Below are 24,820 nucleotides of genomic sequence, written 5' to 3'. Positions count from 1 at the left end.
CTTCTCCTTAGCTGCAGCCGCTTGTCGCGCCACAGGTGTTGCATTTCATGCAGGTGCCGTTGCGCACCAGCGTGTAGTTTCCGCAATCGCCGCAGGGGTCTCCCTCATAGCCCTGCATCTTTGCCTTAGACCGTGCGTCCATCGACAGGGTTGCGACAGGTGCAGCTGCCGGCGCGGCCACCGTTGCGGCGGAGGCGCTGGATGCCACGTCTGATACGCCCGCGCTAGCGGTTTCCGGCACAAGCGTGTTCAATTTTTGGATAGGATCGCCCATTTCCGGCGAGGTCCCGCCGCCGCCGTTCAGAACCACAAGTTCCTGTGGCAGGCGCTTGCGCAGATACCCTGTAGAGGAGATCTGTTTCAGCACTTCCAGAGACCGGCTTGCGGCCGATTCTGACAGCTCTGAGAGGTTGGATACGCCTTCCTCTTCGCCGCGGCCCATATCGTCAAAGCTGGTGCCTTGAGGCTTGATGTGGGCGAGGTCGGTGCGGTCGAGATAAGACACGGCCAGCTCGCGGAAGATATAGTCCAGAATGGAGGTCGCGTTCTTGATGCTGTCGTTGCCCTGCACCATGCCCGCAGGCTCAAATTTGGTGAAGGTGAAGGCATCGACAAACTCTTCCAGCGGCACGCCGTATTGCAGACCCACGGAGACCGCGATGGCGAAGTTGTTCATCATCGCGCGGAAGCCTGCGCCTTCCTTGTGCATATCGATGAAGATTTCGCCCAGCGAGCCGTCGGAGTATTCGCCGGTCCGCAGATAGACCTTGTGGCCGCCCACAACTGCTTTCTGGGTATAGCCTTTGCGGCGCTCGGGCATCTTCTCCCGACCGCGAGCCACTTCTTTGACCACGATCTTCTCGACGATTTTCTCCGCCAGCACCTGTGCTTTTTCAGGCACCGAGCCTGTTTCGAGCACTTCGGCGGCTTCGTCATCATCTTCCACCAGCGCAGCGGCCAGCGGCTGGGACAGTTTGGAGCCGTCGCGATAGAGCGCATTGGCTTTGATGCCGAGGGACCAGGAGAGCTCATAGGCCTTCTGGCAGTCTTCGATGGTGGCATCATTTGGCATGTTGATCGTCTTGGAGATCGCGCCGGAAATGAAGCTCTGTGCGGCGGCCATCATGGTGATGTGGCTGTCCACGGAGAGGTAGCGCTTGCCTTTCTTGCCGCATGGGTTGGCGCAGTCAAAGATCGCGTAGTGCTCTTCTTTGAGGTGCGGTGCGCCTTCCAGGGTCATGGTGCCGCAAACGTGGTCATTGGCGGCCTCTATGTCGGCTTTGGTGAAGCCGAGGTGGGCGAGCAGCTCAAACGACGGATCGTTGAGTTTCTCCGCCGGAATGCCAAGCGCGTTGGTGCAGAACTCTTCGCCCAGCGTCCACTGGTTGAAGACAAAACGGATGTCGAAGGCAGAGCCAAGCGCCGCTTCGATCTTGTCGATCTCATTGGTGGTGAACCCATGACCAATGAGAGAGGTGTGGTTGATGCCCGGCGCGTTGCCGATAGAGCCGTGACCCACCGCGTAGGATACAATCTCTTCGATCTGGGCGGAGGAATAGCCTAGCTTTTCCAATGCGCCGGGGACGGAGCGGTTGATGATCTTGAAGTAACCGCCGCCTGCGAGCTTCTTGAACTTCACCAGCGCGAAGTCAGGTTCGATCCCGGTGGTGTCGCAATCCATCACCAGACCAATGGTGCCGGTGGGGGCGATCACAGAGGTCTGCGCGTTGCGGAAGCCGTTTTTCTCGCCAAGCATCAGCGCTTCGTCCCAGCTGGACTGCGCAAGCGCGACCAGCATCGGATCCGGGCAGTTGGCGGTGTCGAGTGCCACCGGTTTGACCGCGAGGCCTTCGTAGCCTTCGGTTTTGCCATAGGCGGCGCGGCGGTGATTGCGGATCACGCGCAGCATGTGCTGGCTGTTGCGCGCATAGCCGTCAAAGGCGCCCAGCTCACCCGCCATCTCGGCGGAGGTGGCATAAGAAATGCCGGTCATGATCGCGGTGAGGGCACCGGCCAGCGCGCGGCCTTCGGTGCTGTCATAGCCCAGCCCCATGTTCATCAACAGGCCGCCAATGTTGGCATAGCCCAGACCCAGCGTGCGGAAATCATAGCTGAGCTGTGCAATTTCCTTGGACGGGAACTGCGCCATGGTCACGGAGATTTCCAGTGTAACCGTCCAGAGGCGGGTGGCGTGGATGTAGTCTTCTGCCTGAAACTGGCCGTCCTTGAGGAAGGTCAGCAGGTTCATGGAGGCCAGGTTACAGGCCGTGTCATCCAGGAACATATATTCAGAGCAGGGGTTGGAGCCGCGAATCTCGCCGTCCTCGGGGCAGGTGTGCCACGCATTCACGGTGTCGTGGTACTGGATGCCCGGATCGGCACAGGCCCATGCGGCGTGGCCCACATCTTCCCAAAGCTTGCGTGCTTTGATGGTTTTGGCGACCTCGCCGTCGGTGCGGCGGATCAATTCCCAATCGTCGTCATTCTCAACCGCCTTGAGGAAGGCGTCGGTGACACGGATCGAGTTGTTGGAGTTTTGGCCCGACACGGAGGCGTAGGCCTCAGAATCCCAGTCGGTGTCATAGGTCGGGAATTCGATGCTGGCGTAGCCCTGTTTGGCATAATCCAGCACGCGCTTGATGTAAGTCTCCGGGATCATGACGCTTTTGGCGTCACGTACCGCAGCTTTTAGAGCCGGGTTGACCTTGGCGTCATAGGCGTCTGCCTCCGCGCCATCCCAGGAACCGATCGCGGCAAAAATGGCGTTGAGCTTCTGCTCGTGCATCTTGGAGCCGGCCACGATGGAGGCAACCTTCTGCTCCTCTTTGACCTTCCAGTTGATGTATTCTTCGATGTCAGGGTGATCTGCATCCACAATCACCATCTTGGCTGCGCGCCGCGTGGTGCCGCCGGATTTGATCGCGCCAGCGGCACGGTCACCAATCTTCAGAAAGCCCATGAGGCCGGAGGACTTGCCGCCGCCTGAAAGAGATTCGCCGTCTGCGCGCAGCGAGGAGAAGTTGGTGCCGGTGCCGGAGCCGTATTTGAAGAGGCGTGCCTCGCGCACCCAGAGGTCCATGATGCCGCCGTCACCCACCAGATCATCGGCCACAGACTGAATGAAGCAGGCGTGGGGCTGTGGGTGCTCGTAGGCGGATTTGGATTTGGTCAGCTTGCCGGTTTTATAGTCCACATAATAGTGGCCCTGGCTTGGCCCATCGATGCCGTAGGCCCAGTGCAGACCGGTGTTGAACCACTGTGGAGAGTTCGGCGCGGCACGCTGGGTTGCCAGCATAAAGCGCATTTCGTCGAAGTAGGCGCGGGCGTCTTCCTCAGAAGAGAAGTAGCCGCCTTTCCAGCCCCAATAGGTCCAGGCCCCGGCGAGGCGGTCAAAAACCTGCTTGGCGCTGGTTTCGCCGCCTAGTTGTACGTCGTCATTTGCAGGCACAGAGCGCCACAGGAACTCAGGCACGTCCTTTTCACGCACTTTGCGCAGCTTCGCGGGCACGCCTGCTTTGCGGAAATACTTCTGGGCAATCACATCGGAGGCCACCTGAGACCAGCTGGCAGGAACTTCAACATTGTCGAGGCGGAACACGATGGTGCCATCCGGGTTGCGGATTTCCGATTCGGTGGTCACGAAGTTGAGGTCCGCGTATGCGTCCTGTCCGGTCTTGGTGAAACGCCGTTGAATTTTCATGCCCTGCCTCGTTCCCAGTTCCAAATTAACCCCGACACATCACCTGTGCCCTTGCCCTCAGCGGCCTAAAAACATGCGGTTTGGACCACCGGACGGGGTCTCACTTCGAAAGGCAAAAGGAACCGGTGTGCGCACCACACAATATCTGGTGTCGCTAAAGGCCTTAATTGGCGCTGATTTCCGAATTGTCCCTGCCGCCCCTCGCGCCACAACATGTAGTGTGTTTTCTTGGCTGCCCCCACAAACTGGCGTAAATTTACATAGAGGGTCAACGAATTTATTTACAAAAAAGTAGGATTTTCTCTGTTGACCGAATGCAGGCGAGAGGCGGTTTTTGGCCTGCCTACGATTCCTCCACAGAAGGTTAATAGAAGGTTAAAATTGGCTGGCGCCGGTAACCATCTGAAAAACCTTCATGAATCACAAGATCGTGATCTCGGGGCTTGTATTTCTCACTAGATGTTGTGTTGACCTGCGCGGAAACGGCAAAAATGTAGAAATTTTTCCCGATCTGCCCGGATCTGCTCCGGTGGACCCTACGTCAACCAAAAACAGGCCGCCCGAAGGCAGCCTGTTTGATCAAAACTTCAGCGCTGAGGAACTAGGCAGCGGTATTTTTGTTGGCCGGCTTGCGAGTCTGAGGTTCAGAGTTCGCATCAATGAACTCCAGAACCAGCGGGCGGATGTTGTTGCGCCAGCTCTTACCGGCAAAGATGCCGTAGTGCCCTGCGTCTGGCTCGACGTGGCTGGCCTTCTTGCTGTCTGGCAGTCCGGTGCACAGATCGAGTGCTGCCACACATTGGCCCGGCGCGGTGATGTCGTCTTTCGCGCCCTCAACGGTTTTGATCGCAACGGTGGTGATTTTGCCCACATCCACAGGGCGGCCTTTCACCATAAAGGTGTTTTTGGCGATTTCGTTGTTTTTGAAGATTCGCTCTACGGTAGAGAGGTAGAACTCTGCGGTCATATCCATGACCGCGAGATATTCATCATAGAATCGGTTGTGCTGATCGTGGTCGGAGGCTTCGCCGCGGGTCACGCGCATGATCTGGTCGGTGAAGGCCTTGGAGTGGCGCTCCGCATTCATGGACATGAAGGAATGGAGCTGCAGCAGGCCCGGATAGACCATGCGCCCCACGCCGGGGTATTTGAAGCCGACACGTTGGATCATGGTTTGCTCAAGCTGGCCCATGGTCACGCGGTGGCCGAAGTCTGTGACTTCGGTGGCTGCGGCCTCGGTGTCAATCGGCCCGCCGATCAGCGTCAGGGAGCGGGGCTGGGCCTTTGGGTCTTCTCCGGCCAGATAAGCGGTCGCGGCCAACGTCAGCGGCGCGGGCTGGCAGACGGCCATCACATGGATGTCCGGGCCGAGGTGTTTCATAAAATCGACAAGGTAGAGGGTGTAATCCTCGACATCAAACTTGCCTTCGCTGACCGGGATGTCACGTGCGTTATGCCAATCGGTGATAAAGACTTCGCAATCGGAAATGAGGCTTTTGACGGTCGAGCGCAGCAGGGTGGCGTAGTGGCCGGACATGGGCGCGACCAGCAGAACCTTGCGTTTCATCGGAGCGCGGCCGGAGACGTCAAAGTGGATCAGATCGCCGAAGGGACGCTCAACCAAAGTGTTGATGTTGACGATATGGTCCTTGCCGTCCTCGCAAGTGAAGCTGTCGATGCCCCAGTCAGGCTTTACCACCATACGCTGGAATGTGCGCTCTGTGACTTCGCCCCAGGCCCGCATCCATTGCAGGGCCGGATTGGGAACCAATGCCATCGCAGGGTAGGAGGCCATGGCCGAGGCAGTTGCGCCGAGCCATTGGTTGGTATTGCGCATGGTTTCCATAAGATCATACGTGGCCATGTACCGCATGTGTGTATTCCTTACCTTGGGGTATCCAGTAACTTGTTTCCCCATTAGTATTACAGGGGCGGATATTTTTATGCTGCGTAGCAGCGAGAATAGGACGAATGGGTTAATATGACAACAAATGAGACTGAAGCAGGTGAAAAAATGGATCGCCTGAACGCCAACCTCGCAAAAGTCGAGGCGTTGTCATTAAAGCTCGCGGACGTCATGAGCCGCCATAAACCCCTGAGAAATGAACTGAACAGCCCCGAACCCGAAGTCTTTCTGAATGCCGCCACCGCCTATTGGCAGGGCATGATAGAAAATCCGGGCAAAGTGCTCGAAAACCAGCTTGATCTCTGGAGCAAATCGGTCAAAAGCTTTGTTGATGCGCAGAATATGATGCTGAAAGGGCAGTTTGCTGCACCGCAGGATGACACGCCCACAGACCGCCGATTCTCCCATCCATTGTGGAAGAGCCATCCCTATTTCAACCTGCTCAAACAGCAATACATGCGCAATGCGCAGGCCATTCAGACTGCGGTGTCTGAATTGGAGGGGCTTGCCACCAAAGACAAGCAGCGCATCGATTACTTCTCCCAGCAGATCATTGATATGATGTCGCCGACCAATTTTCTGGGCACCAACCCGGAAGCGCTGGAGCGTGCGGTTGAGACCGAAGGCCAGAGCCTTGTGGACGGGCTGGAGAATCTGATCGCGGATCTGGATGCCAACAACGGTGAGTTGCTGGTGAAGCTTGCGGACGAAAGCGCCTTTGAGATTGGCAGCAACATCGCCACGGCGCCGGGCAAGGTGGTGTACCGCTGCCGCATGTTTGAGCTGTTGCAGTTCTCACCCAGCACCGAGACCGTATATGAAACGCCGCTGGTGATCTTCCCGCCGTGGATCAACAAATATTATATTCTCGATCTCAAAGAGCAGAACAGCCTGATCCGTTGGGCCGTGGCGCAGGGCTACACGGTGTTTGTGGTCAGCTGGGTCAATCCGGACCGGTCTTTGGCGGATGTGGGGCTGGATGATTACATCGAGGAGGGGTTCCTGGATGCGATCGCACAGGTCAAAGAGATCACGGCGCAGCCGCAAGTGAACGTGGTTGGCTACTGTATTGCCGGTACCACCATGCATCTGACCCTGTCTCTGATGAAGCAGCGCGGCGATGAGTCGGTGAAATCTGCCACGTTCTTCACCACGCTGACGGATTTTGGCGATCAGGGCGAATTCACACCTTTCCTTCAGGATGACTTCATCGACGGTATTGATGAGGAAATTGAGGAAGAGGGCGTGCTGCGCTCGTTCATCATGCAGCGCACCTTCAGCTTTCTGCGCTCAAATGACCTGATTTATACGCCTGCGATCAAAAGCTACATGATGGGGGAGGCCCCGCCAGCGTTTGATCTGTTGTTCTGGAACGGGGATGGTTCCGGTTTACCCGGCAAGATGGCGCATCAGTATTTGCGCGATCTGTGCCAATCCAACAAGTTTGTTGGCGAAGGTCTTGAGCTGTGCGGCGAGACGCTGAAGATTTCCGATGTGGACATTCCGACCTGCTCAGTGACCTGTGAAACCGATCACATTGCGCGTTGGAAAGATTGCTATCACGGCTATCAGCAGACCAAGAGCCGCTCCAAAACCTTCATCGTGTCCCAGTCCGGCCATATCGCCGGGATTGTGAATCCGCCGAGCAAAAAGAAGTACGGCCACTACACCAACAGCAAGCTGAGTTTGTCCGCGGATGAGTGGATGGAGGAGGCCACGTTCCACGAAGGTTCATGGTGGCCACGTTGGGACACATGGTTGTCAAAGAAATCTGGCAAACAGGTGGAGGCGCGGGTGCCGGGAACAGGCACGCATCCTGCGATCTGCGACGCGCCTGGCGAATATGTCCGGAAAAAAGCATTGAAATAATAGCGGCTTAATAGGTTTTTGCTGCAATGCAGCAAAAAATTCTTGAAATGCCGCAATGCAGCACGCATATTGTTTTCAGAGACTAGACGCGCAGCCCTGATCATCTGTTTCTTCCTTGGGCTGTTATTCAATTAAGGAACTGAAAAATGGCTAAAGCAGCACAGGACGTAACTGCAATGTTCAAAGACGTGATGGGCTCCTTCCCAGTTGATACCTCGGCTTTTGAAGATGCGTTCAAAAACACCGCAGCGCTGAACGAGAAACTCGCCGCTGTGGCGCTTGGTGCGGCAGAGAAGTCTTCTGAGATTTCTTCCAAATGGACCAAAGACACTCTGACAAAGCTGGGCGACATGTCCAAAGCCAAAGCAGAGCCGGCCGATTACGCAAAAGCGCTGACCGATTTCGCTTCCGCACAGGCCGAAGTTGCTTCTGAAAACATGGCTGCTTTTGCAGAAGTTGCGAAAAAAGTTCAGATGGAAACCGTCGAGTTGTTGATGTCTGCGGGCAAGGAAGCCACCGAAGAGGCGACCGCAGCTGTCAAAAAAGCCACCTCTGAGGTGACTGCCGCTGCGAAAAAAGCGACAGCAAAATAAAAACTACGCAAATCTCGCGCTTCTCCTCCTCCCCGATGCGCGGTTTGCAAGGGCAGGCTTCAGGCCTGCCCTTTCTTTTTGTTCTGCAGTCGCATAGGCTTTTTTCTGCACTGCATGAATATTGGGGAGATGGACGTGGGTGACGATAAAAAACCATTGCTGATCAAGCGCTATGCGAGCCGCCGGCTCTACAACACCGAAACCAGCGACTACGTGACGCTTGAAGATATCGCCGGATTTATCCGATCCGGGCGCGAAGTTCAGATCGTGGATCTGAAAAGCGGCGACGACCTGACGCGGCAATATCTGCTGCAAATCATTGCCGAGCATGAGAGCCGCGGCGAGAATGTTTTGCCGGTGAATGTGCTCAACGATCTGGTGCGGGCCTACACCACGCAAGCAACCTCCATGGTGCCGCAATTCCTTCAGACATCCTTTGAGATGCTGCGTGAAGGGCAGGAAAAAGTCATGGAGAGCATGGGCGGCGGCATGAAGATGCCCGGACTTGAGGCGATGCAGGCGCAACAGGAAGCTTTCATGAAGGCGATGACCGGCGGCATGGCCTGGCCGGGCAGCTCCTCACCGGCGCCGGAAGAGGATGCCGATAGTAGCGAGGGCGAAGATCTGGACGCGATCAAACGTCAGCTGGCGGATTTGCAGGACAAGCTTTCCAAACTGAAGTGACGCGGGCGATTCTGTTGGCCCAAATCGCCTAGATTATTTTGTGCGCATGATGTGAGTCGTGCGCACATATTGTATGTGAACGTGGAATTCCCTGTTGTTTTGAGCGGCCGCTTGTTAAGCTTTTGCTGTCGAGCAGACCAATGAGGGACCAAAATGGCCAAATCCACCACAGGGACAAGCACACGCAAACGCACCACAACGCGGGCGAAAGCCACGACCAAAACCCGTGCGCGCAGCACCTCCACCCGCAAAACCAGCACCAGCCTGCGCGAAGCCCCCAAGGGCGCCAAGGCGATTGCCGAAGAGGCTGTGGCACCGGTTGTTGAGGAAGCCGCCGCTGCAGAAGAAGCGGAGGCTTTTCGCAAGCGGGATCTGATCGAGGCGGTGGTGATGCGCTCAGGCGTAAAAAAGCGTGATGTGAAGCCTGCTGTTGAGGCGGCGCTGGCGATTTTGGGGGAAACCCTGGCACAGGGGCAGGGGCTTAACCTGCCGGAATTGGGCAAAGTCAAAATCCAGAATCAGAAGTCGGTTGGCGATGTGCAGGTGCTCAATCTCCGTCTGCGGCGCAAGCTTGCGGATGCGGAAACAGAGACCAAGTCCGGGGATGCAGAAAGTGACAAAGAGGGCCTTGCAGAGGCCGCGGAGTGAGGATAGAAGCCGCGTCACCGGGTGATTAGCTCAGTGGTAGAGCGCTTCGTTCACATCGAAGATGTCAGGAGTTCAAATCTCTTATCACCCACCATTCTTCCAAGCGGGCGCTCCCCTAAATGGGTTGAGCGCCCGTTTTTATTTATAAATCTCATCTCCTTGCACGGCGGGCCCGTGCGGGGCTAGGCTCCGCCAAAAGCGCGATGTGCGCCATATGAGGCAGCAGATGACAGAGTTTCCGACAATTTGGTTTTTGCGCCATGGGCAAACCACGTGGAATGCCGTGCGGCGGGTTCAGGGGCAGCTGGAAAGCGATCTGACGGAGCTGGGGCGGGCGCAGGCGGGCCAGCAGGCCGATTTGATCGCGCCGATTCTGAAAGCGCACAAACCGCACTGCCTTGTGTCTCCATTGCGCAGGGCACAGCAAACCGCAGCGATCGCGCTGGGTGGGCATCCTATGGTGAGCGATGCAAGATTGGCGGAGGCGCAGGCGGGTGTCTTTCAGGGCATGACCATGGATGAGATCGACGCGCGCTATCCGGAAATCTACGGAGCGAATCCCAAAGCGCTGGATCTTTTCTGCGCAGCGCCGGAAGGGGAGGGCTATGCCGCCTTTGAGGCGCGGGTGCGTGCGGTGTTGGAAAGCTTGGACGGGCCCACGGTGATGGTGGGGCATGGACTGTGGGGGCAGGTGCTGCGCGGGTTGATCTGCGGGCTGAGCCACGCGGAGACTGCGGCGCTGCTGAATTTGCAGGGCTGCGTCTATGAGCTGAAAGACGGCCGGGAGCGGGTTTTGCAGGTGGAATGAAAATTTCTGGAGATTTTCTCAAATCCCCTCTTGCGCTCCCCCGCGGTATTCTCTAAATCCGCCCTCACCGGGTCGTTAGCTCAGTTGGTAGAGCGCTTCGTTTACACCGAAGATGTCGGGAGTTCGAGCCTCTCACGACCCACCATAAAATCCTCACGTTCTACCAATGACTTGCACGTATCGGATCTCTGATCCGCATCTGCGTGATTGTGTCTCCGCTGCGCCTCCGCTGCACTCAGGCCCGAGATGTCTCCAACATACGGAGATATGAAGTATGGCAACCGCAGTGAAACGCCCAAGCGGAAAGTGGCAGGCAACAGTTCGCAAAGATGGGCGATCGCAGTCCAAATCGTTCCTCAAGCGCTCTGACGCAACGAAGTGGGCACGAGAGGCGGAGTTGCGCACGGATCAGGGGCAACTGGTTTCAGCACGCAATGCGGAAATACCCGAGATGACCTTAAGCGAGGTCATGAACAGATACCGGGATGATGTCACTAGTGCCAAGCGCTGCGCAGACAATGAGAGCTATGCCATAGATGGCTTCTTGCGAGAGAGCTCAAATCTGGCGGGCCGCAAAGTCGGTAAACTCAAGGCATCGGACTTTGTTGCATATCGAGACCGCCACATGAAGTCCATGAAGGCGGCAACAGTGGTCCGAGAGTTGGGTTGGCTGCAGCACGCTCTAGACGTCGCATGTGCGGACTGGGGGCAGCATTTGCCGCAGGGTAATCCGGTAAAGCCGGTGCGCCGTCCTAAGATTGACAACCGGCGCGAAAGGCGGCTGCAAGACGGAGAGTGGCATGCATTGCTTGGAGCCATTCATCAGGCTAGGTCGCCCTTGTTAAAGCCATTGCTGGTATTGGCCTTGGCGACCGGGATGCGGCGAGGGGAGCTCTTGTCTATGCAGTGGAAGCATGTTGACCTTGAGCGCTGCACCGTCTTCTTACCACAAACCAAGAATGGTCGTGCTAGGACCGTACCGCTTAGTCCAAGGGCTGTGCAGGTATTGTCGGAATTGCCGCGCAATGATGTTCGCTGTCTGCCGCTCTCAGGTAACTCTGTGCGGCTGGCGTTTGAGCGCCTCAGACGGCGCGCAGGGATCGTGGACCTGACCTTTCACGATATTCGTCATGAGGCGGTGTCGCGCTTTGTGGAGAGCGGGTTGTCACTTGCCCAAGTCCAGATGATCAGCGGGCATCGCGATTTGCGGATGTTGATGCGCTACACCCACTTGCAGACAGAAGACATCGTAGCGAAATTAGCCGCCGTGGATATTGCTTAGATAAGTTTGCGGTGTTGGGGCCTAGGTCCGGTGCGAGACCTTCAAAGCGCCGGGCCAGCTACGCGCCGCGATGCTATCGGGCTTGGGTATTCGTGTGTGATTTTAATAAACCAATATATTTCAAGTATTTAAGCTTAACCCTCCCTTCCTAGACAGGGTAGTCATCCGAGTTGTCGGGAAGGTAGACTCAACCCCTCCGTTCACAGACAGAGTAAGCGTCCTGTTGTACGGACCGATTTTCGGTGAGGTCCAACTTAGGCCATGTCATTGCTCCATTGTTAGTGGAGTGATGTTGGTTTAACTATTTGATTTTAAATAGTAAAATTAGTCTCACCTGTAGGGGAAGTTACTGGTTGGGTCCAGTTCTCAACTTGGTTTGACCTTCCTGTCTGTCCGGGAATGTTCCCCGGACGCCCGCAAAAGGCAATCCCATCAGCTCTGCAACTGACAGAGCGCCCTCCCCAAAAAAGACAGGTCCAGTGGGCCAAGTACAGGAGCAATCCATGTCACATATCCGAATTGTCGATATGCCTTGCGGCTATGGCAAATCCACACGCATCAACAACAGCTTTGATAAGCGTGAGAAGTACATCGCAGTTGTCCCCTATTTAAGTGAAGTTGAGCGTTTCATCGCAAATGCGCGAGAAAGCTCCGGCTTTCTGCTGACGCAACCTCAAAACTCTGCATCCAGCAAGAGTGATCACTGCGAGAAGCTCATCCGAGCGGGCAAGTCGATTGCGTGTACTCATGCACTATTTTACCGGCTTGGCACTCTAGCCACTCAAACGACCGGAGTTGTCCAGTGCGAAGTCTTTGAGAGCGACAAAGCACCAAAGGTTTCAGTGGGACACCTGTTGGATGACTACAACCTGACAATCGATGAAGTCATCGATCCGTTTCAGATTGACCAGTCTGTGAAGAAGGCCGACTTTGACATGGCTTACCTCGGTCTTGGGCTTGCAGAAGAACTGGCAGATGGCCGTATTGTTCCGACGCCTCTTTGGGACGAACAATATCAAAATGGGTGCAAGACATTCAGTCCGGCACTGTACGAAAAGGCCAAGTCTGGCGGGCTCTACCGACTGGGTGAGAAACTCTTTGTCTTGGCGTTTCCGCCTGAGCTGTTGCTAAGGCCCAAGTCCACCACCATTTACACCTACCTCTCGGAAGGATCACTTTTGTTGCAGTTCCTCAGAAAGCTGCAGAAGGATCGACCGGGTACGTTCACCTTTGAGGTGGAGCGGTTAGGCGAAGCTGAGGAGGCGGCATGGCGTCAAGATGTCGCCAACGCTTTAACGGTGAAGTCGGTTCCTGAACTTGAAGGGCAAGCATGGTCACACAATGCTCAGCTCAAGTCGATTAAGACCCATGCGCAATGCTCATCGTTTGGTCAGAAGTTACGCAAGCTCCGTGACACTGAATTGTATGGAGTGGCTCTCAATACGGTCATGCTGACTTGTGCGCGAGACCTTTGGCACGGGAACGTCAACAAGCAAAAGCCAAAGGCAGGTCGTCTTGCAAAGCACACAAGGATGTTCGGGCGGGCAACGAAAGAAGAGGTCTTCAACAATGACACGGAGACCTTTGAGGAAGTCTGGCGTACAACGGGTGTAACCTTTGTGCCGAACACGACACGCGGGACCAATGAGCACATCGGATGCGCAACAGCCGTGTATCTTTATGATCAGCATCCAAATCCACAACTTGTGACCTTTCTCGGCATGGAAAGAAACTCTGAGGAAGGGCGCAACTTTGCGGATGCCTATGCGCTCACAGAGTTGGTTCAGTGGCTGTTCCGATCCGCGATCCGGGTTGGCGGGCTGAATGGCTCTGGGAGGGCATACACGCCACGGCGACCGGTGACGCTCTACATGCCGTCGCAGCGGATGCGGAACCTTTTGTTGAACTGGCTGCTCTCCGGGCGGGTCAACAGCGGGCCGGTGAAGGCGAAAGACCAAAGGCAGCGAGAGATGCTGGATCGGCTTGAAGGTCGCCTTGTTGGGAGGGCTGCCTAATGCCGTTCGACATAACATCGGAACCGTGGTTCCCAACTCGTCAAGAGGCCGCCATGTGCGGCCTTTCTCGTTTCTAGACCGGGCGTCCATGCGAATTCGGGCATCTGGCGAAACGCTATGTGAGCAACGGTCAGTGCGTGCAGTGCAATGCTGAGAAGTCGACAGTGCGGGAGCGGGAGCTTCGGGCCGCCGACCCTTCGTATCGGATGTTTCGGTCTGTTCAGAATAGGTCCGGCAAGGTGCTCAAGGGGCGTGCCAGTCCGTCGCTGGTCTTGGGGTGCTCACAAGAGACCCTTAGAGCGCACATTGGTGCGCAGTTTGCCGAAGGCATGACATGGGAGCGTTACGGGCAATGGGAGGTTGATCATATCATTCCTCTGTCGGCAGCCCGGTCGCTAGATCATCTGATCGAACTCTGCCACTACACAAACCTGCAACCTCTCTGGAAGCGGGACAATATCGCGAAGGGCGGGGCGTAAGCCTCGCCCCTTGTGGGCCGTATCTGTCTGTTTTGGCAAGGCTGGGCTTGTCAGCGAATCGAAGCGAGCAGATGCCATGCATGCGGGTCAATATGGGCGTATTTTGTTGAAAAACTCATCCTTGATCGGTGCATGAACTGCTGATTCAATTCTTCCAATGGGTGGGAGGATAGAGCGATGTTGGGACCGAGGCAGGAAGCGCAGGCGTCGCTATTCTATGAGTTCTCATTGGAGAACCACGTGCCCCAAGATCACTTGCTTCGGTCGATTGATCGCTTTGTCGATTTGAGCAGCATTCGAGTGCATCTCGCGGATTTCTACAGCCACACCGGTCGTCCATCGGTCGATCCTGAACTGCTGATCCGTATGCTGCTGGTCGGCTATTGCTGCGGCATCCGCTCTGAGCGACGGCTGTGCGAAGAGGTGCATCTGAACCTGGCATATCGATGGTTTTGCCGCCTCGATCTGAATGACCGTATCCCGGATCACTCGACGTTCTCCAAGAACCGGCATGGGCGCTTCCGCGAGAGCGAACTGCTGCGCCACCTTTTTGAGACGACTGTCGCGCGGTGCATCGAAGAAGGTCTGGTCAGCGGTCAGCGCATGGCAATCGATGCCAGCCTGATCGAAGCCGATGCCAACAAGCAGAATTCAACGCCAAAAGAAGAATGGGATGCATCAACCATCGATCCAGAAGATGCGCCTCGTGCGGTTCGCGAATATCTCGACACCCTGGATAAGGCGGCTTTCGGAGCTGCGAGCGAAGTGCAACCCAAGTTTACCTCGCATTCTGACCCTGCCAGCCAATGGACGGCAGCGCGTAAAGGGCCTGCTTTCTTCAGCTATTCCGACAATTACCTGATCGACACGGATCACGGGGTTATAATCGACGTGGAAGGCACCAGATCAATCCGGCAGGCAGAGGTCGGATCGACCAAGACGATGCTGGACCGCGTGAAAGCGAAGTTCGATCTGCATCCGGAGCGCCTGATCGCGGACACCGCCTATGGCACCGGGCCGCTCCTGGGCTGGCTTGTCGACCGCAACATCGCCCCGCACATTCCGGTCTTCGACAAGTCCGGGCGCAACGATGGCACTTGGACGCGGGCGGATTTCGAGTGGGATGCAGAAAACGATCAATACATTTGCCCTGAGGGCCAGGAACTCAAGCAGTTCCGCCGCAACTATTCTGACCCAAACCGAGGGCCAACCGGCAAGGGCACGGCCCGCTACCGCGCCCTGAAAGAAGTTTGCCAGGCCTGTCCATCAAAAGCCAAATGCTGCCCTAATGCCGATGCGCGCAAAATCACCCGCGAAGAGCACGAAGACGCTCGTCAAGTCGCCCGCGAGATCGCCAAAACCCGCCAATACGACATCTCGATGAAACTCAGAAAGAAGGTCGAAATGCTCTTTGCCCACCTCAAACGCATCCTCGGTCTGGGACGGCTCCGACTACGCGGACCATGTGGTGCCAATGACGAATTCCTCCTCGCCGCCACCGCCCAGAACCTCCGCAAATTGGCCAAGATCTTTCCTGCGCCGCAGCAAACGCGCAAAGCCTGACCAGAAAGGCGCTCGCGCTCGGTTCAGCTCATCAATTTCTGCATCAGCAACACGTTGTTTTTCAACAGAATCGGCTCTTAGCGGCCATTCGCTGCTCCTAGCGCCTACGTCCGGTCTGAGCGGGGACCGCATGGCAATCCTCCCCCACACGGCATGGGAAGGCAGGGGGTGGCAGTCGCTATCCGTGATGGCATGGTCTTGATGGAGCACCTCGGCTAGTTGGGCGGCAGAATAAGCCGCACAACTTCGTCGTTTGTTCTTGAAAATGGTGAAAAATCATGCATAGTGTTAGAAAAGTTCCCAGAGGGATGCGGGTACATGCAGGCTGACTTTTCGACACTCTTGGCGCAGGCCGGATACACTGTGCCAGAGGCCGCGCGCATTCTTGGCTATTCAGAAGGTCACATCTATCGCTGGAAGCGCGGTGAGGAACCCCCCCGTGAAAGTGTAATGCGCCTGCTGAACATGGAGGTCGAGCGGCGGCGCGATGCTGGCAAAGCGGAAAAGACCTTCACCTTCATCGACCTTTTTGCCGGGATTGGAGGCCTGCGGAGGGCGATGGAGAATGCGGGTGGGCGCTGCATCTTCACCTCGGAATGGGACAAATTTGCTCAGCAGACCTATATGGCAAACTTTCCCGACAATCGCGTTCCGGAGGGTGATATCCGGGAGGTCGTTGCTGAAGATATTCCCGCGCATGACGTGCTAGTCGCGGGCTTTCCCTGTCAGCCCTTTTCAATCGCCGGGGTATCCAAGAAAAACGCGCTTGGCCGGGCGCATGGCTTTGATGACGAAACCCAGGGTACATTGTTCTTCGATGTACTACGGATCCTCATGCATCATCGCCCTGCGGCTTTTATGCTGGAGAACGTTAAGAACCTGAAAAGCCACGATAAAGGTCGGACCTTCGAGGTGATCCGGCGCAAGCTGGCGGAGGAGTTGGGTTACACGCTGGAGACCCGGATCATTGATGCCGGGCATTTCGTGCCACAGCACCGCGAACGGATTGTGATGGTCGGCTTCCGTGAAGCTACCGGGTTCAGCTTCGATCACGTGCATCTACCTGCATACGGCACCAAACGGATGCGTCATATTCTGCATCCTGAAAATGGCACGGAACAGCCCGAGGGTCATTTCACAGTGGGGCCGGACGCCGTGGTCAGCGACAAATACACACTGTCCGACAAGCTCTGGGCCTACCTGCAAGGCTATGCCGCGAAGCATAAGGCCAAGGGGAATGGGTTCGGCTTTGGTATGGTGGACGGGGACAGCATCTCGCGCACGCTTTCGGCCCGATATTACAAGGATGGCTCTGAAATTCTGGTGAGTCGGGGCGAAGGCAACAACCCACGCCGCCTGACGCCACGCGAATGTGCGCGCCTGATGGGCTATCCGGATGACTTCCGGATTCCGGTCTCGGATACGCAGGCCTACAAACAGTTCGGCAACTCGGTGGCCGTGCCTGTCTTTGCCGAGGTGGCAAAGGTGATGGCTCCGTACATCCTCGCGCTGACGCGTGCTGAACCGCTCAAGAAAGTTGACTGACGTTCACGACAGCAAAACCCGCAGCCGCAACATGGCGGCGATCCGGGGGACTGACACCAAACCGGAAATGCTGATCCGGCGCGCGCTGCATGCCCGTGGTTTTCGCTATCGGCTCCATGATCGGAAACTGCCGGGAAGGCCCGATATCGTGCTGCCAAAGCACCGTGCCGTGATCTTTGTGAATGGTTGCTTCTGGCATGGCCATGACTGCCCGCTGTTTCGATGGCCCGCAACGCGGCAGCAGTTCTGGCGCGCAAAGATTACCGGCAACATCGAGCGGGACGCGCGGAACATCGACATTCTGATCGCGTCGGGCTGGCGTGTCGCTGCGGTTTGGGAATGCGCTTTGAAAGGACGAGGCAAACTGCCGCTGGAAGCAGTGATTGACTCCTTGGCCCGATGGATATGTTCTGAGCGCCAAAGGCTGACTCTCGAGAGCCAGCACACAGAAACAGGCGATTTGAGTTGAGCGAGCAAGGTATTTTCGATTTTGAGGATGACGGCGGCGGGCAGGCCGGGCTTTTGACGGATCTTCTGGGTCGGGCTGAGCGGGTTCTGGTCAAGAAGCTCTCGAATAATGACCGGGACTGGGCGCGTTACGCCAACAAGCACCAAGCCGGGGTCTATATCCCGGCGGAACAGCGCGAAGGCGGGTTCTTTCCGCCGCTGGAGGTCAAGGCGCGCAATGATCCGGATGCGGCCCCGATCCGGGAGGCCTGGTTCGAGACGCTCTGGCCGCAAGCTTCGGAAGATGAGCGCAATAAACTTACCCGGATCGTGCATTACACTAGCAAGGGCCCCGAGACGCATATGACGCGCCTGCCGAAAGAGTGCTTTGAGCATCTTTCTCCAGCCTCTTTCCTCGTGATGGGGCGGTATCGGCAGGGTGAAAACACTATCTACGAATGCCTGACCGTCGATTCCGCCAGCGACGAAGCCGACTTGCTTCTGATGCATCTCGATATCACGCCGGACTTCCTGATCGATGAGTTTCAGCCCGCCGATGTCCGGGCACGGGAACAGGACCGTGTTCTGGATTTCGCGGAAGAACTGATCGCGGCTTGGAAAGCAGACACAATCGTCGAATTCGGTCGCGCTCGTGCGGCCATGCCGAAAACCGAGGAGCTGGCCAGACTCGCCCGGGCCCGTTACCTGGAGATCCACGGTCTGGATTGCCTCGATCCTTTTGCCATCGAGCGCCCCGGTGACGCGCTACGTGAAATTAGCCGGAGCATCGAGTGGGATATGTTCCGCGACTTTCAGCGTCGTGAGCGGGCGGTCGAACTGGTACGTATCGTCCTTGGAGATGTTCCACGCGATATGACCGTCGCTGAGACCATCCGGCAGCTGATCAATGAACTGCCCCGGATTGATGCGCTGATGCTTTCGGCCAGTCAGCAGCGGAAATCACGGGCGGGCTATTCCTATGAACACCATATCGAAGCGATGCTGAGCGGCGGGAAAATCCCGTTCGAAAAGCAGGTGGTCATCGAAGCGAAGAAGCGACCCGACTTCATTCTTCCCTCGCTGGACTTCATCAGCAGCGGCGAAGCCATTGCCGCAACCGGTCTGATCCTGAGCGCCAAAACCACCCTTCGAGAACGCTGGAAACAGGTCGAACGCGAGAAAGGAGAGCGCCAACTCTATCTGACCACGGTCGATGAAAACATCGCGGGGAATGCAATTCAGGATATGGCGAGCATCGGTGTGCAACTCGTGATCCCCGAAAGCCTTATGGACGCCAAAGAGACCGAATATGCCGACCACGCGAACGTGCTAACCTTGCGGCGCTTCTGCGATGAAGTGGTGCAGCCGAATTTGGTGGTTTGGGGGTAGTGCGGTGGCCGGTGGTTTAGGCAAAGTTGGCAGGAGAAATCTGAACAGACAGGAGAACTGGACTTCCAATGGCGCAGCGCGCACGACGGTCTCGGTCCACGCTGAGGATTTTGACCGTAAGAAAAGCTGCGCGACGCGTGAACGACCGTTTCGGTGAAGCTGCCCCACGGCGAGGTCATCCAGACCCAAGGTCGGCTCAGGGTCGCAATTGAAAATTGGCGGCACATTTTTTCGAGAGAGCATCTAAGTGTTGGGCACCAATTATAGGCCCCCATACCCCCCTTTGCTCACTTTGCAGCGCTGCGCCTCCGCTGTAGTTGGGCTGCAATTCGGGGCGTTGGGAAGGCGCTGAAAACCTGATTGTGGCGAGCGCGGACTTGCAGTCGGCCTGCGCTTAAGTTAGAGGTAAGGCACTGACAACATTAGGCATCTTGGTCTCTTGATGCGGGTGGCGGCAGTGGCTGACATAGCCTTGGTACTTGTGCGGATTAGGGTAGAGCGCTTCGTTTACACCGAAGATGTCGGGAGTTCGAGCCTCTCACGACCCACCATTCTCCTTCAGAATGTAGCTCTACCGGACGCCATATGGCGTTGCTGACATTTGGCTTTTGCTGCTTCCTTTTTCTTCCTCACTGCTGCACCGTTTGGTCTTTGGAATCGCGCTCCGCCTTTCGTTCATCGCATGGGCGGGCTGGCGAGATTCCTCACGAGGGTCGCGAGTCGGGCAGGCGCGCTATCAGGTGCTTCGCCTAAGGGCATTTTTGAATAACCGTGGCGGAATGAGTCCGGGCGTTTGAGGATTTGTTCAGGCTGGACGCTGCCTCAGGGGAGGGGCATGAGCCCGTAATCTTGAAGGGTCGCCCAACAAGAAAGCGGCCCCAGAGGGCCGCTTTAAGGTGTGAAACACGTCTTGGCTCTGAATTAGCCTGCGACGATTGGGGAGCAGATCAGCGCGCCGGTTTCGGTGCTCTGCAGCTCATAGCCACCTGGGCAGCTTGCGTCGCCTGCTTTGTCAAAGCTTGGCTGTACAGTGATCGGGGCCGGCTCTTCTTGTTGGCCACAAGCTGCAAGGGTCAGGCCGGCGATGCAAAGGGCAGCATAAATCGGTTTCATTTTGTTTTGTCCTTCAAAAAGCAATTGAATCGAGTGCGCCTATCTAATCACAAAACCGTCATTGCTCAAAGCGAACCCGACGTCGTGCATAACGGAAAAAATACGGGTTGGCAGGGGCTTGTGAAATTTCTTCGATTTTCGTGCGGATATCCGCTTGACGCGCCTAAGCGCTCAGCATAAACCCCACCACACGCTGAGGGGCACACGCCAAACAGCGAGCAGCGAGCGGTTGTAGCTCAGTTGGTTAGAGTACCGGCCTGTCACGCCGGGGGTCGCGGGTTCGAGCCCCGTCAACCGCGCCACCGCTGTCAGCCCCGACCTTGGGTGCCTTCGGGTAAAGGGTCATGCCGAAAGGCGAAGATATATGCGCGGTTGTAGCTCAGTTGGTTAGAGTACCGGCCTGTCACGCCGGGGGTCGCGGGTTCGAGCCCCGTCAACCGCGCCACTTCTTCCTCCCTCAAAAGTTGGTTGATCTGGTCGCTTCTAAGCGCGCATTATCTGCGCCTTGTTGCAACATCTTTGACCCGCCACAGAAAAAACGCGCCCAAAGGGCGCGTTTCTGATTCTTACATGATTCTAGGGTCTTAGCGTGTGAGCGCCTCAAGGATTCGCGCCCAGGAGCGGGTGCCTTTGTGAAAACTCTCCACATCATATTTTTCGTTGGGAGAATGGATCTGGTCATCATCGCGGCCAAAGCCGATCAGCATCGAGTCCATGTCGAGAATCTCTTTGAAGTAGCCTGCGATTGGAATCGAGCCGCCACAGCCCACATAGGCGGCAGGGCGGGGCCATTCGTCGCTCAGGGCGCTGCGGGCTTTTTCGAATGCCGGATCGTCAATGGACATATGGGACGCACCAGAGCCTTTCTCGGTGCGATACTCCACGGTGAAGCCTTCGGGCAGATTGCTCTCCAGATAGCTACGGAAGGCCGCGCGGATCTTGTCCGGATCCTGCTGGCCGACCAGACGGAAAGACAGCTTTGCGGAGGCCTGTGAGGGCAGAACCGTTTTAAAGCCATCGCCGGTGTAGCCGCCCCAGATGCCATTCACATCACATGTTGGACGTGACCAGATTTGCTCCAGCGGTGTGCGGTCCTGCTCACCGGCGGGTGACTTAAGGCCCACATCGCCGAGATAGGTGGCGTGGTCAAAGTTCAGCCCCTGCCACTGCGCGCGGATGTCGTCAGGCAGTTCGGGCACATCATCGTAGAAGCCATCAAGTGTCACCGCGCCGGTTTCATCATGCAGGCCCGCAAGGATTTTGTTCAGCACGCGGATCGGGTTCATCGCGATGCCGCCGTACATACCGGAATGCAGGTCACGCGACGGGCCGGTGATGGTGAAGTCTTCCCCCAAGAGACCCCGCAGCATGGTGGTGATCGCGGGCACGGCGCTTTCAAACAGGCCGGTGTCACAGATCAGCGCGATGTCACAGCTCAGCTCTTCGGCGTTTTCCTGAAGGAAGGGCACAAGGCTTGGAGACCCTGATTCTTCTTCGCCCTCAAACAGGAACGTGATTTTGCAGGGCAGGGCGCCATGCTCTGCGATCCATGCTCGGCAGGCTTCCACGAAGGTCATCAGCTGACCTTTGTCATCAGAGGCGCCGCGGGCGCGGATCACTTGGCCTGCGTCGGTGTCTTCAAGAGCTGGATCAAATGGATCGCGGTCCCAGAGTTCCAGCGGGTCCACTGGCTGCACATCATAGTGGCCGTAAAACAGGATATGGGGGCTGTCTTCGCTGGGGCCGTCCACATGGCCCACGACCATTGGATGGCCTGTGGTCATGCGCTTTTCTGCCGCGATGCCAAGGCTTTGCAGATCTTTCACCAGCCAGTCGGCGGCCGCTTCGACATCTGCATCAAAAGCCGGATCGGTTGAGATCGACTTGATGCGCAGCAAATCGAACAAACGCTCGATGGCCTCTGGCATATTTGCGTCAATCCGGAAGAGGACTGGATCAAGTGTCATGGGAACTCCTTTTCTATGCGCCACGGGTGCAGCGATTTGCGCAAACCGTAACATTCGAATCTGGGGTGTCCAGAGCGGGGCGTTAACACATTGATCGATATCAAAGTGCTACACTTTGTCAGTTTGCTACCCATTGCCCAAGACGCTGTTGAGGTTTAGAACAGCTCTAATATTCAGTCAGTTCCATCCCCGTGATGATCTGGCCGGGAAAAAGGAAAGCCACTGTGGATTACACTGCAAAGCTAGATGACGCTCTCAATCGTTTGCACGAAGAAGGGCGCTATCGCACGTTCATTGATATCGAACGTCAGCAAGGTCATTTCCCGCATGCCACATGGACCCGTCCTGATGGCACCCAGCGCCCGATCACCGTGTGGTGTGGCAACGATTATCTCGGCATGGGGCAGAACCCTGTGGTGCTGGAGGCGATGCACGAGTCTGTTGATGCCACTGGTGCAGGCTCTGGCGGTACCCGCAACATCTCCGGCACGACCGTCTATCACAAGCGTCTTGAGGCGGAGCTGGCGGATCTGCATGGCAAAGAATCAGCACTGCTTTTCACCAGCGCCTACATCGCAAACGATGCAACTTTAAGTACTTTGCCAAAACTCTTCCCGGGATTAATCATATATTCCGACGAATTGAACCACGCCTCCATGATCGAGGGCGTGCGCCGTAACGGCGGGGCGAAGCGTATTTTCAAGCACAATGATGTGGACCATCTGCGCAGCCTGCTTGAGGCTGATGATCCGGCAGCGCCCAAGCTGATCGCCTTTGAATCTGTCTACTCCATGGATGGTGATTTTGGCCCGATCGAGGCGCTTTGCGATCTGGCGGATGAATTTGGCGCGCTGACCTACATTGATGAGGTGCATGCGGTTGGCATGTACGGCCCGCGCGGCGGTGGCGTGACCGAGCGTGACAACCTTGCCCATCGCATCGACATCATCAACGGCACCCTCGCCAAAGCTTACGGCGTGATGGGCGGCTACATTGCCGCATCTGAAAAAATGTGTGATGCTGTAAGGTCTTATGCGCCAGGCTTTATCTTTACCACATCTCTGCCACCTGCTGTGGCAGCCGGTGCTGCGGCCTCTGTTGCGCATCTGAAAACCGATCAGGCGCTGCGCGAACGTCATCAGACGCAAGCAAAGATCCTGAAGCTGCGCCTGAAAGGTTTGGGCCTGCCGATCATCGATCATGGCAGCCATATTGTGCCTGTGATTGTGGGCAATCCGGTGCACACCAAAATCCTGTCTGATCACCTGCTGGACGACTATGGAATTTACGTGCAGCCGATCAATTTCCCGACGGTTCCGCGCGGCACAGAACGCCTGCGTTTCACACCGTCGCCTGTGCATGGTCCGAAAGAGATTGATGCGCTTGTGCATGCTTTGGATGCACTCTGGAGTCACTGTGCGCTGAATCGTGCCGACCTGGCAGGTTAACCAACACATATTGTTCTCAATTATACCACATATGGTATAGTATTGTTTAACAAGGGGATCGGTCCGAATCGGGGGAAGAACGGACCGGCGTTGCTAAACGAGGCATTTGGGATGATCGGGCGCAGATCCAAGCGCGATACCGAAGAGGTATCCGAGGGACCGAAAGGTTACGACGACTTTGCCGTGAGCCTAGGCGATATGATGCGGGGCGAACGGGCGACTTTGGGCAAGTCGCTGCTGGATGTGCAACGCGAGCTCCGAATACGCGCAAGTTACGTTGCTGCCATCGAAAACTGCGATCCATCCGCTTTTGAAACGCCGGGCTTTATTGCGGGCTATGTGCGCTCTTACGCGCGTTACCTCGGCATGGACCCTGAGCAGGCGTTTGACACCTTCTGTGCAGAAAGCGGTTTCACCACAGCGCATGGCATGTCTGCGGAGGCCTCCGGCGCGCGCAAAACGGAGAAGGCGGCACCTATTGTGTCAAGTGATCCCTTCTCCGGTGCCAATGCCCCCTTCACGCCGATCCAGGAATCCCTTCTGTCCCGTATAGAGCTGCGCGCCATCGGATCCTCGGTGGTCTTGCTCGCGCTGATTGCAGGGATTGGCTATGGCGGCTGGTCGGTGCTCAATGAAATACAGCGGGTGACTTTGGCCCCTGTGGAGCAGACGCCTGTTGTGCTGAGTGATCTGGACCCGCTGGAAGGCGCGGCCCGTGCGACCAATGAAGGCGATGATCTTGAGGGCGCGGAACTTGCGGAAGCCGGGGCAGGCGTGTTTGCGCCCTCTGAGGCGCTGGACCGTCTCTATCGCCCTCAGGCGTTGGATGTGCCTGTGCTGGTAGCGCGCGATGCGCCGATTTCCCAGCTGAACCCGGACAACATCGGTGTGTTCACGCCGGAAGTGCCTGAGCTGGTCGCAGCTGTCGTGCCGGAAGAAGATCGTCCGATCCCGATTGTGGTAGAGGAAGAAGCGCCTGAGATCGTCGTGATGGCGGTGCGCCCGGCCTGGGTGCGCGTGCGCGGAGCGGATGGCACGGTGCTGTTTGAGAAAATCCTCAACGCCGGTGAGGAATATGTGCTGCCCGCCACGGAAGAGGCGCCAATCCTGCGCGCGGGCATGAGCGGCTCTGTTTACTTCAAGCTCAATGGCGAAATCTACGGCCCAGCTGGTGAGGGCACCAGCGTGGCGCGCGATCTGCCGCTGGCGATGGATGCTTTGAAAGAAGGGTATCAAGTAGCTGATCTGGATGATGATCCGGAGCTGGCCCGTATTGTCGCTCTGGCTGCGGCAACAGATGTGGTGGTGGGCGAGGAATAAGCGCCCTGCCGCCGTCAAGGCGTCGTAAAATCCTCTGACTTTTC

17 protein-coding genes and 4 tRNA genes are annotated in these 24,820 nt (G+C 56.7%); 17 read left to right on the top strand and 4 right to left on the bottom strand.

Features of this window, described 5'->3' with window-relative positions:
- Positions 1–7: 7 nt before the first annotated feature.
- Positions 8–3,700: a vitamin B12-dependent ribonucleotide reductase gene (locus ACO07T_RS16930; RefSeq protein WP_422050348.1), complete on the bottom strand. Its 3,693-nt coding sequence runs from the start codon at positions 3,698–3,700 to the stop codon at positions 8–10.
- Between the two features lie 601 nt (positions 3,701–4,301).
- On the bottom strand, positions 4,302–5,573 hold the full coding sequence (gene phaZ / locus ACO07T_RS16925) for a polyhydroxyalkanoate depolymerase (protein ID WP_422050347.1): 1,272 nt from the start codon (positions 5,571–5,573) through the stop codon (positions 4,302–4,304).
- A gap of 108 nt (positions 5,574–5,681) precedes the next feature.
- On the opposite strand from phaZ, the gene ACO07T_RS16920 reads away from it, so the two are divergent.
- The 13 genes from ACO07T_RS16920 to ACO07T_RS16860 all read left to right on the top strand — a co-directional run bounded on the left by ACO07T_RS16920 (position 5,682) and on the right by ACO07T_RS16860 (position 18,928).
- Positions 5,682–7,475, top strand: a complete 1,794-nt coding sequence (locus ACO07T_RS16920) for a PHA/PHB synthase family protein (protein WP_422050346.1) — start codon at positions 5,682–5,684, stop codon at positions 7,473–7,475.
- Between the two features lie 146 nt (positions 7,476–7,621).
- Positions 7,622–8,068: a phasin, PhaP gene (locus tag ACO07T_RS16915; RefSeq protein WP_422050345.1), complete on the top strand. Its 447-nt coding sequence runs from the start codon at positions 7,622–7,624 to the stop codon at positions 8,066–8,068.
- A gap of 129 nt (positions 8,069–8,197) precedes the next feature.
- The gene (gene phaR, locus ACO07T_RS16910; protein ID WP_422050522.1) at positions 8,198–8,752 is read left to right on the top strand and encodes a polyhydroxyalkanoate synthesis repressor PhaR; all 555 of its coding nucleotides are present in this window, start codon (positions 8,198–8,200) and stop codon (positions 8,750–8,752) included.
- Between the two features lie 153 nt (positions 8,753–8,905).
- On the top strand, positions 8,906–9,400 hold the full coding sequence (locus tag ACO07T_RS16905) for an HU family DNA-binding protein (protein ID WP_422050344.1): 495 nt from the start codon (positions 8,906–8,908) through the stop codon (positions 9,398–9,400).
- Positions 9,401–9,419: 19 nt separating this feature from the next.
- Positions 9,420–9,494: transfer RNA gene (locus tag ACO07T_RS16900), tRNA-Val, on the top strand.
- Positions 9,495–9,626: 132 nt separating this feature from the next.
- Positions 9,627–10,208: a histidine phosphatase family protein gene (locus tag ACO07T_RS16895; RefSeq protein ID WP_422050343.1), complete on the top strand. Its 582-nt coding sequence runs from the start codon at positions 9,627–9,629 to the stop codon at positions 10,206–10,208.
- 69 nt (positions 10,209–10,277) lie between these two features.
- Positions 10,278–10,353 (top strand) — tRNA-Val (locus ACO07T_RS16890).
- Between the two features lie 129 nt (positions 10,354–10,482).
- Positions 10,483–11,490, top strand: a complete 1,008-nt coding sequence (locus ACO07T_RS16885; RefSeq protein WP_422050342.1) for a tyrosine-type recombinase/integrase — start codon at positions 10,483–10,485, stop codon at positions 11,488–11,490.
- Between the two features lie 503 nt (positions 11,491–11,993).
- Positions 11,994–13,505, top strand: a complete 1,512-nt coding sequence (locus ACO07T_RS16880; protein ID WP_422050341.1) for a hypothetical protein — start codon at positions 11,994–11,996, stop codon at positions 13,503–13,505.
- 656 nt (positions 13,506–14,161) lie between these two features.
- Entirely contained in the window at positions 14,162–15,547 is a 1,386-nt protein-coding gene (locus tag ACO07T_RS16875) for an IS1182 family transposase (protein ID WP_209101862.1), read from the top strand.
- Between the two features lie 318 nt (positions 15,548–15,865).
- Positions 15,866–17,092 (top strand): DNA (cytosine-5-)-methyltransferase, encoded by a 1,227-nt coding sequence (gene dcm / locus ACO07T_RS16870; RefSeq protein WP_422050340.1) that lies wholly within the window; start codon positions 15,866–15,868, stop codon positions 17,090–17,092.
- Complete coding sequence (locus tag ACO07T_RS16865) at positions 17,085–17,561, top strand: very short patch repair endonuclease (RefSeq protein ID WP_422050339.1); 477 nt, start codon at positions 17,085–17,087, stop codon at positions 17,559–17,561. Before dcm ends, ACO07T_RS16865 begins: the two co-directional genes overlap by 8 nt.
- A complete protein-coding gene (locus tag ACO07T_RS16860; RefSeq protein ID WP_422050338.1) occupies positions 17,558–18,928 on the top strand; it encodes a type II restriction endonuclease in 1,371 nt (456 codons plus the stop codon). The genes ACO07T_RS16865 and ACO07T_RS16860 overlap by 4 nt, the downstream gene beginning before the upstream one ends.
- A gap of 921 nt (positions 18,929–19,849) precedes the next feature.
- On the opposite strand, the gene ACO07T_RS16855 is transcribed toward ACO07T_RS16860, so the two are convergent.
- A complete protein-coding gene (locus ACO07T_RS16855) occupies positions 19,850–20,041 on the bottom strand; it encodes a hypothetical protein (protein ID WP_209063537.1) in 192 nt (63 codons plus the stop codon).
- A gap of 225 nt (positions 20,042–20,266) precedes the next feature.
- Between ACO07T_RS16855 and ACO07T_RS16850 the strand changes: the two genes are divergently transcribed.
- Together ACO07T_RS16850 and ACO07T_RS16845 are read left to right on the top strand one after the other, a co-directional pair.
- Positions 20,267–20,343, top strand: a tRNA-Asp gene (locus tag ACO07T_RS16850).
- 66 nt (positions 20,344–20,409) lie between these two features.
- A tRNA-Asp gene (locus ACO07T_RS16845) sits at positions 20,410–20,486 on the top strand.
- Between the two features lie 139 nt (positions 20,487–20,625).
- Here the strand turns inward: ACO07T_RS16845 and ACO07T_RS16840 are convergent.
- On the bottom strand, positions 20,626–22,008 hold the full coding sequence (locus ACO07T_RS16840; protein WP_422050337.1) for a M20/M25/M40 family metallo-hydrolase: 1,383 nt from the start codon (positions 22,006–22,008) through the stop codon (positions 20,626–20,628).
- A 224-nt stretch (positions 22,009–22,232) separates the two neighbouring features.
- Between ACO07T_RS16840 and hemA the strand changes: the two genes are divergently transcribed.
- Together hemA and ACO07T_RS16830 are read left to right on the top strand one after the other, a co-directional pair.
- Positions 22,233–23,456: a 5-aminolevulinate synthase gene (gene hemA, locus ACO07T_RS16835; protein ID WP_422050336.1), complete on the top strand. Its 1,224-nt coding sequence runs from the start codon at positions 22,233–22,235 to the stop codon at positions 23,454–23,456.
- 111 nt (positions 23,457–23,567) lie between these two features.
- A complete protein-coding gene (locus ACO07T_RS16830; protein WP_422050335.1) occupies positions 23,568–24,776 on the top strand; it encodes a helix-turn-helix domain-containing protein in 1,209 nt (402 codons plus the stop codon).
- The last annotated feature ends 44 nt before the right edge of the window (positions 24,777–24,820 follow it).

The organism is Shimia sp. (assembly GCF_965227725.1).
Classification (GTDB): Bacteria; Pseudomonadota; Alphaproteobacteria; order Rhodobacterales; family Rhodobacteraceae; genus Shimia.
This window is presented reverse-complemented; position numbering and strand designations above follow the sequence as displayed.

What these genes read in the sequence shown, in the direction of transcription:
- dcm (WP_422050340.1), top strand. Translation starts at nt 15,866, where the DNA reads ATGCAGGCTGACTTTTCGACACTCTTGGCGCAGGCCGGATACACTGTG.
- ACO07T_RS16855 (WP_209063537.1), bottom strand. Translation starts at nt 20,041, where the DNA reads ATGAAACCGATTTATGCTGCCCTTTGCATCGCCGGCCTGACCCTTGCA.
- ACO07T_RS16920 (WP_422050346.1), top strand. Translation starts at nt 5,682, where the DNA reads ATGACAACAAATGAGACTGAAGCAGGTGAAAAAATGGATCGCCTGAAC.
- ACO07T_RS16875 (WP_209101862.1), top strand. Translation starts at nt 14,162, where the DNA reads ATGTTGGGACCGAGGCAGGAAGCGCAGGCGTCGCTATTCTATGAGTTC.
- ACO07T_RS16830 (WP_422050335.1), top strand. Translation starts at nt 23,568, where the DNA reads ATGATCGGGCGCAGATCCAAGCGCGATACCGAAGAGGTATCCGAGGGA.
- ACO07T_RS16895 (WP_422050343.1), top strand. Translation starts at nt 9,627, where the DNA reads ATGACAGAGTTTCCGACAATTTGGTTTTTGCGCCATGGGCAAACCACG.
- phaR (WP_422050522.1), top strand. Translation starts at nt 8,198, where the DNA reads ATGGACGTGGGTGACGATAAAAAACCATTGCTGATCAAGCGCTATGCG.
- phaZ (WP_422050347.1), bottom strand. Translation starts at nt 5,573, where the DNA reads ATGCGGTACATGGCCACGTATGATCTTATGGAAACCATGCGCAATACC.
- ACO07T_RS16880 (WP_422050341.1), top strand. Translation starts at nt 11,994, where the DNA reads ATGTCACATATCCGAATTGTCGATATGCCTTGCGGCTATGGCAAATCC.
- ACO07T_RS16840 (WP_422050337.1), bottom strand. Translation starts at nt 22,008, where the DNA reads ATGACACTTGATCCAGTCCTCTTCCGGATTGACGCAAATATGCCAGAG.
- ACO07T_RS16930 (WP_422050348.1), bottom strand. Translation starts at nt 3,700, where the DNA reads ATGAAAATTCAACGGCGTTTCACCAAGACCGGACAGGACGCATACGCG.
- ACO07T_RS16915 (WP_422050345.1), top strand. Translation starts at nt 7,622, where the DNA reads ATGGCTAAAGCAGCACAGGACGTAACTGCAATGTTCAAAGACGTGATG.
- ACO07T_RS16885 (WP_422050342.1), top strand. Translation starts at nt 10,483, where the DNA reads ATGGCAACCGCAGTGAAACGCCCAAGCGGAAAGTGGCAGGCAACAGTT.
- ACO07T_RS16905 (WP_422050344.1), top strand. Translation starts at nt 8,906, where the DNA reads ATGGCCAAATCCACCACAGGGACAAGCACACGCAAACGCACCACAACG.